This window comes from Winogradskyella litorisediminis (assembly GCF_042675765.1).
GTDB lineage: Bacteria > Bacteroidota > Bacteroidia > Flavobacteriales > Flavobacteriaceae > Winogradskyella > Winogradskyella litorisediminis.
The window spans coordinates 1-7,216 of the sequence record NZ_JBHTJL010000008.1; the positions used below are offsets into that span (position 1 = coordinate 1).

General features: G+C 31.0%; 9 protein-coding genes. All 9 read left to right on the plus strand.

Annotated features, from left to right (window positions below; translation table 11 throughout):
* The first annotated feature begins 117 nt into the window (after positions 1-117).
* Positions 118-618: a hypothetical protein gene (locus tag ACFQ1Q_RS02270; RefSeq protein WP_386127564.1), complete on the plus strand. Its 501-nt coding sequence runs from the start codon at positions 118-120 to the stop codon at positions 616-618.
* A gap of 480 nt (positions 619-1,098) precedes the next feature.
* Positions 1,099-1,689, plus strand: coding sequence for a hypothetical protein (locus ACFQ1Q_RS02275; protein WP_386127566.1), 591 nt, complete (start codon positions 1,099-1,101; stop codon positions 1,687-1,689).
* Positions 1,690-1,822: 133 nt separating this feature from the next.
* On the plus strand, positions 1,823-2,179 hold the full coding sequence (locus ACFQ1Q_RS02280; RefSeq protein ID WP_386127568.1) for a hypothetical protein: 357 nt from the start codon (positions 1,823-1,825) through the stop codon (positions 2,177-2,179).
* Between the two features lie 141 nt (positions 2,180-2,320).
* The gene (locus tag ACFQ1Q_RS02285) at positions 2,321-3,085 is read left to right on the plus strand and encodes a DUF6090 family protein (RefSeq protein ID WP_386127570.1); all 765 of its coding nucleotides are present in this window, start codon (positions 2,321-2,323) and stop codon (positions 3,083-3,085) included.
* 160 nt (positions 3,086-3,245) lie between these two features.
* The gene (locus tag ACFQ1Q_RS02290; protein WP_386127572.1) at positions 3,246-4,001 is read left to right on the plus strand and encodes a hypothetical protein; all 756 of its coding nucleotides are present in this window, start codon (positions 3,246-3,248) and stop codon (positions 3,999-4,001) included.
* Positions 4,002-4,016: 15 nt separating this feature from the next.
* Complete coding sequence (locus ACFQ1Q_RS02295; protein WP_386127574.1) at positions 4,017-4,760, plus strand: DUF6090 family protein; 744 nt, start codon at positions 4,017-4,019, stop codon at positions 4,758-4,760.
* A 191-nt stretch (positions 4,761-4,951) separates the two neighbouring features.
* On the plus strand, positions 4,952-5,869 hold the full coding sequence (locus tag ACFQ1Q_RS02300) for a hypothetical protein (protein ID WP_386127576.1): 918 nt from the start codon (positions 4,952-4,954) through the stop codon (positions 5,867-5,869).
* A 190-nt stretch (positions 5,870-6,059) separates the two neighbouring features.
* Positions 6,060-6,620: a hypothetical protein gene (locus tag ACFQ1Q_RS02305; protein ID WP_386127578.1), complete on the plus strand. Its 561-nt coding sequence runs from the start codon at positions 6,060-6,062 to the stop codon at positions 6,618-6,620.
* A gap of 164 nt (positions 6,621-6,784) precedes the next feature.
* Positions 6,785-7,216 (plus strand): hypothetical protein (locus ACFQ1Q_RS02310; RefSeq protein ID WP_386127580.1); only part of this gene is annotated, 432 nt, incomplete at its 3' end.

Here is a 7,216-nt window from a genome sequence, read left to right on the forward strand (position 1 = left end):
TGAATTCCTAATCGGAATTCATTGCAATTTGCTATCTTTCGGTTACGGCGGAAAATCATAGCTGATTTTCCGCAACGAGCCATACACAAAACCGTTAGGCACAATTAGAGACCAAAATTGATAAAAACAAATTACAAATCGAAAATCGGAAAAGAATTTACTCATTCTTTAGGTTCGAAAAGAATATCGGAATTACTATCTGGAATTGTTATTTATGATAAGTTATCTATTTCATTTGATAAATCCGAAGGAGGAAGAATGGGATTATTTGTACCTGGTTTTAATTTAAGATATTTAAAAGGTAACTCGAAAGAATTACTTGAATTCAGAACAATTGTCGCGGGAATTTACTCAACAGTAACTGACAAATGGTTTATAAATCTTAAACCTGTTCCAGTTTCTGAAAACAAAATAATCAAATCATTTCTAATTGAAATCGGAATTCCAATTTTACGGAAATGGTTTGAATCTGAAAAACCCGAAAGTTGGTATTCAGGACATCGATATTTTCAAATCGGAATTAACCAAAGTCTGACTGAATATTGTATTCTGGAGACCCAAAACGATTTAGTAATTGATAAAAAAACAGTAAAAATAACTGTGCCTAACAATGTATAAAAATAATTGCGGTTATGTGCCTAATCAAAGGTAGTTGCAAGTTTACTACGTCTGATTTTCCTTCGGAAAATCCTCGCACGTAAACCCGCAACTATTCTTATACGTAACCGTTAGTAGCAATTTAACCGTGCGGTCGGATTTTACTCTTATCCGTTAAATTCGTTCCTTTTAATTTTGATTTTTAAGCCTGCAAACACAATCACTACGTCGGATTTTTGTACTCAAGCGTGCAATGCAAAATCTGAAAAATTGTTTCAGTGTCGGTTATTGTCCGAGAATTTCAGGCAAAGTTTTTAAGCCACGAAAATTAAATTACTTTGTTGAAAAAACTGCAACTAACACTATATAACCGCAATTACGGCGGATTCGACTACGTCCGAATCCACTCGGAATTGCTCGCGCCTGTGCTTTAACAATTTTTATTAAGTTTAATCCCGTAACTGACGGTTATACGAGACCGTTGTAGCCAATTAAACCAAAATGCTCGGAATTTCAACATATAAGCCAAAATTTCATACCACAGCCGAAAGTTTCAAAAGTGAGTTTGAACAAACTCTGTCTGAACTTATCGGAAAGAGAATTGAAAGGTTTTGGGTAATGTGGGATACTAAAGAAAATGAATGGCTAACTGATGGACCAATAATTCTGAAAATCGACGGAAAAAGATTTGAATTTACTGCTTATCAATTGGACGAATTTAGTTTAACAATTAATTCTTTTGAACTGACTGATGAATTGAATTGGTATGGAATGGGAAGTGAAATGCCATTAATATGGAAAGAAAACGGAAATTCTGAATTGATAAAAAACTTGAATAAAGTGATAATTGGAATTAATATTCTGACCTATAATTTTTTGAGTGAATCAGTGGAAACTGGCGAGAAATACGAAACTGGTGATATGCTAACTGGAATTGAATTCATACTGGAAAAAGAATCGGAATCTGATAATGAAAATTTCTTTACGATTTTTAATAATCTTGACCAAAATGGAATTGAAAAGACTGAAATAAATCGCGAAAATCAAATAAAACGAATAAAAATAACTGGCTACAACAACGTGTATAATTAATGGCTAGTCCTCGCCTACTTACGAAAATCCTCGCGGATTTTCTATTCGGTTTTTATTTGCTAAATTAGGTGCTGGAACACGCCACTAATCATACACAAACCCGTTGTGTGTAAGTTAAAAATCTGAACGCTGAATGATAGAAACAGTTGAATTGAGAAATAAACCGGAATTAAAATTTATTCTGAATACGGACGAATTTGATATCGTCGACAGTTCGGAACCGAAAAATAACGGAACTTACTCATACGCTGAAATAAAAAGTGCGGAACTGAATGCGAAACGAACAAATTGGCTAATTTCAATTTTAAGCATAATCGTCGACTTTTTAACTGGAAGCGGAAATGGTGGAAAATTCAAAACCAAAGCAAACTTAATTCTGAAAACAGAAAATCGGAATTTGAAAATATGGCTGAACGATGCGGATTATGGAAAAGCGGAAAATCTGACAGAACTAATAAAGAGTAAAAAACCTACACACAACAATGTATAACCGCAATTACGGCGGATTCGACTACGTCCGAATCCACTCGGAATTGCTAAGGTCTGTGCCAAACCGAAAATTAACGCATATAAACCCGTAACTGACGGTTATACGAGACCGTTGTGCTTCATTATCAGAAACCGCTAACCAATGATAAAATTCTTTAGAAAAATTAGACAAAATTTGCTTTCGGAAGGAAAAACTGGAAAGTATTTGAAATATGCAGTCGGAGAAATTGTGTTAGTTGTGATTGGAATTTTAATTGCTTTGCAGATTAATAACTGGAATGAAAACCGAAAAAATAATATTGCTGAAGCTGATTATTACTGTAGAATTTTAGATGACTTTGAACTCAATGAAAAACTAATTGATGACACTACCAAACTGATAAACAACAAAATAGAACTCTGTAAAGAATTGATATTAGATTTAAACAAAATACCAAATGAAAGAGATGAGATACTTAATAAATTTGTAATTGCTTTAAGACAAGACGTTTTTGTACCTAGCAATATCGCTTTTGAAGACATAACATCGTCAGGACAGTTAAAACTGTTGACAGATTTGAAACTTAAAAACAGACTCATTCAGCACAGTACATTTTTGAACAATATTTTAAATCTACTTCAAGAGAATAGGAATGAAATTCTTAAAAGAATGAGTGATTATGAATTAATAGTTGATTTTGGATATCAAGATATTAATTACCTTAATCAAGTACTCGGTAAAGAACTAGTGGATTTATTACCAAAAAACGATTGGACAAATGAGCCAAACAATCCAATCTTCGTGAAGTTTCAAGATAATCTTGTAGTATTTATTGCTATGTTAATTAGACAGAAACAACATTTATCAAATTTGAAAAAGGAAATGCAAGAACCCATAGTATTATTAAAAGAAAAAGAATGTAAATAACGAAAGCACAACAACGTGTATAATTAATTGCGGTTTGATGGCTAAGCGCAGGATTTTTTCTCACAATTCACTATATTGCTTAGCAAAGAATAACAGCGTACTTGTACGCAACTAACCATACACATACACGTTGTGCTTCATTATCAGAAACCGCTAACCAATGATAAAATTCTTTAGAAAATTTAGACAAAAACTACTATCTGAAAACAAATTCAGTAAGTATTTAATTTATGCAGTTGGCGAAATAATACTTGTTGTTATTGGAATTTTGATTGCACTTCAAGTCAACAACCAAAATCAAATCAAAAACGAAAAAAAAGCCCTCAAGAATTACTTGGAAAAAATCGCAATAAATGTAAAAAGCGATATTAAAGTAGCAGAATTTATGATGGAGACAAGGTCGCAACAATCACTATTGTGTGCACAGGCTACAGAATTGATTTCCAAGAAAGATTGGAGTGACCAGCGAAAAATCACCAATGCTGTATTTGCAATGATAATAGAGCAACCTTTGAATTTCAATCGTAGTGGGTTTGAATCTTTAAAAAACTCTGGATATTTACAACACCTTGATAATTCTGAAATAGAAGAATTGATATATAATTATTATAATTCAGTTGACAAAGTAATATTTGAAGAAACAAGTTTACAAGTATGGGCTAATGATTTGGACTTGGAATTACATAAAAGTGGTTTCTTTTCAAGTTGGTTAGAACTTGAAAAAAGACCAAATCAGGAAATGCGAGAAGCGTTAGGCAATTATACAGATATGTTAACCGAACACAAAGGAAATGATATAGTATTATCAATTTTATATAGAGGTTTTTTGTTCACAGCAGAACTCACAGGTTTTTATGAGGAACAAGTAACCTTTGGAAATGAATTATTAACAGCGATAGAAAATTATAATAACTAAAGCACAAATTAACTAATGATAAAGTTCTTTAGAAAAATTAGACAAAATTTACTTTTAGAAGGAAAAACTGGAAAGTACTTTAAATACGCTATCGGAGAGATAGTTCTTGTGGTTATTGGAATTTTGATTGCGCTTCAAATCAATAATTGGAACCAAGAACGAATCCAGAAGCTTGAAGAACAAACCATTGTAAAGAACATTCATACCGAATATTTGCAAAACAAAACGATTTTAAAAAGAAGAATTGAGGAAGCTAAATTATGTGAGGCAGCCCTTAAACAATTAATGAATATTATGGGCAAAGACGAAGATTATCTTAGAAAGCAAAATGTCGACAGTTTACTTTTTTATGCCTTTGACCCTCCTATATTCAGACCCTCGGAAAACACCATTTCTGGTCTCATACAATCAGGTCGTTTGGATTTACTCCAAAATAAGGAACTAGTTAATTTAATATATAATTGGGGACGAACGATGAAGGCGTTGACAGATAGAACAACAAGATTTACTGCAATATCTGATAACGAGATTTCTCCCTACTTATCAAAAAAATATTCCTATAAAGACATCGATGCCTATGGTCCATTAAATTGGAAAGAAAAATCAAACCTGAAGGTGGATAAATTTCAAATTTTTAAAGAAATTGAATTCGAAAATCTTACCGACAATTTTTTATACTGGATGGTAGATAACAAAAATCTGTTTATAGAATTAGACAAATTAAATGATAAAATTCTTAAGGAAACTCAATATGATTAAATTATAAATAACGAAAGCACAACAACGTGTATAACTAATTGCTTGGTCTGTGTGTACTCGGAAAATCCTACGGATTTTCCTACTGGTTCGGTTTCTTTTATTAACTTAATTCTCGCCAACGCAACTAGCCATACACAAATACGTTGTGCGTAATGTACGGAACCGACAAAAAAACTCTCTTAGTAATTTAAATGAAAAAAATATTCAAATTAAATCCTGAAAATACATTAACACAACAATGGCTGTTTTGGATTATTAATGGAGCGTTATTTCTATTTGCAATAATTCTAATTGGAATTATTTTATTTAAGAAAAGTTATTCTGTCAATTGGAGTCCAGAAGGATTTAAATTTTTCCTGTCTGAATTTGCATTTCCAATTTCATTTCTAGCTCTCGTTATTCCAGCAACCGCTTTGATAGCAACAATGCATCGTTCTACTCAATTAAGCACACAAATAAATCTGCTAATGAAACAGAATAATTTTGCTAATTATTATAAGCATTATGAAATGTTCAAATCTTATTATGAAGAACTATGCAATGAAAATGACATTCTTAATGAAAAAAAATGCGATAAGATTTACAGAAGATTATTTCCTAATTCAAAACAAGGAGACTATTATGTCGATAAAGAATTACTGAAGACTATTAATAAACTTTCGAAGGAATATTTAGATGTGTTAGAAAAATTAAATAACAATGAAAGAATAACATATTTTGAATTCATAATTTTTTCATCAGATATAATTTTTAAAATTAGTGAAGTTTGGGGAGGCTATTGGTTATCACCAATGGATTTTGGAAATACTATTCTTAAATCAATTCCTGATATTGACGAAAGCAAAGTTGAATCTATTACAATTGGAAATATGTCTGCAAAGTTTATTGAGGCAGATGAGGAGGAAATAATATTTGAAAAAACTTTAAACTATTTTCAATTAATTGCAAAACTATTAGAATTCGAAATTTCACTTGAAAGTGACAATCTATCTAAGGAATTGTATACATTAACAAACAAAGAATTAGTAATGGTTGAAAGAGATGGAGAAAAAAGAATTGCTAGTAGAAATATACGCTTTATAACAGCTACTAAATTTGAAAAACTTTAAAAAACACGTACGCACAACAATGGCTATAAGTAATTGCTTGTTCTCGCCTACTTCTGAAAATCCTCGCGGATTTTCAGTTTGATGTGTACTTGCAAAGTTAAGTGCTAAACCACACAACTACTCATAGCCGAGACGTTGGTAGTCATATACGAAAATGAAGTTTAGAAAAACAAATAGAAGGAAAACAAAAATGAATTATATTCCATTATTTTCACTTGGAATAATTTTTCTATTGTTATCATTTACTTTCTCTCATAGTTATGTCAACAACTTTAATTGGAATGGAATTAGGAGTGAAATTAAAGATTCAATAATTGAATTTGAAAAATATGGAAGTATCACTTCAAAGTATGTTGGTTATGCAGGAAAAACTCCTCAACAATGGTATAGACAAAATTGGTTGAATGAGAATTTGAATGAAAAGGAATTGTCAAAATTGACTGAATATCCAAATGGAAGTGTGAAAGGATTAGCTTATTGGAATTTAATTAAAAACAAAAAAGTTGAGAAAAAGGAATTATTTGAAAAAGCTTTGAATGACACATTAGCTTTTGTTCATTATCAAAGTGGTTGCATTGGAACTGGATTTATGCTTGGTGAATTTGTAGTTTCTTTTGTTCCAGCTACTGAAAACATTGAATTGAAAGAAATCTTAAACAAAAAAGAAAGAAAAGAAATTTTGAATCTTTTGGAAAAAAGAAAAATGAAGGAAAATTTCTATAAAAAAGAATATTATAAAACACTGAAATAAATACGCCTACCAACACTGTATAAACTTTATTGCTGCTAAATTTTTCCTTCGGAAAAATACGCAGGCACAAAGTTGTTTAATTATTTGCTTATTTTTAGCATTACTAAAACGCAACAAAGCTTATACCAAAACGTTGTGTGTAAGTTGAACAAAACCTTATGAAAATGAAGATACTTTTGACTTTATTCCTTTCAATCTCATTGAATTTAATTGGACAAGAACTTCCGAAATTAAATGTGAGAGAAGAAGTAACAAGTGAAAATGAATTACCTGAAAAACTCGAAACTAACGAAATTGGAGTGATAATAAAACTGACTGGAGGTTGGAGTGCTTATAATAATATTGGCTATTACATTTTCAAAAATGATGGAAATGTAATCGCTTACAGCAAAAAAGCACCAAAGAAATATTTAAAAAAAAGAAAAGAACTTAAAGAAGAACAAAAACAACTTGAATTAGAAGATGAAAAGAAAAACGAACTGAAAGCATCTCTGAAATCTAAAACAACGCTTGATTTTCTAAAGTATGCGCAAAAAGATTTTAAAAAATCAGAATCAAATGGACCACCACCTTGCGGAATAACAGATGCTACTGGA

Coding starts and splice junctions, on each gene's coding strand:
- ACFQ1Q_RS02275 (WP_386127566.1), top strand. CDS start 1,099: ATGCTCGGAATTTCAACATATAAGCCAAAATTTCATACCACAGCCGAA.
- ACFQ1Q_RS02280 (WP_386127568.1), top strand. CDS start 1,823: ATGATAGAAACAGTTGAATTGAGAAATAAACCGGAATTAAAATTTATT.
- ACFQ1Q_RS02305 (WP_386127578.1), top strand. CDS start 6,060: ATGAATTATATTCCATTATTTTCACTTGGAATAATTTTTCTATTGTTA.
- ACFQ1Q_RS02285 (WP_386127570.1), top strand. CDS start 2,321: ATGATAAAATTCTTTAGAAAAATTAGACAAAATTTGCTTTCGGAAGGA.
- ACFQ1Q_RS02290 (WP_386127572.1), top strand. CDS start 3,246: ATGATAAAATTCTTTAGAAAATTTAGACAAAAACTACTATCTGAAAAC.
- ACFQ1Q_RS02300 (WP_386127576.1), top strand. CDS start 4,952: ATGAAAAAAATATTCAAATTAAATCCTGAAAATACATTAACACAACAA.
- ACFQ1Q_RS02295 (WP_386127574.1), top strand. CDS start 4,017: ATGATAAAGTTCTTTAGAAAAATTAGACAAAATTTACTTTTAGAAGGA.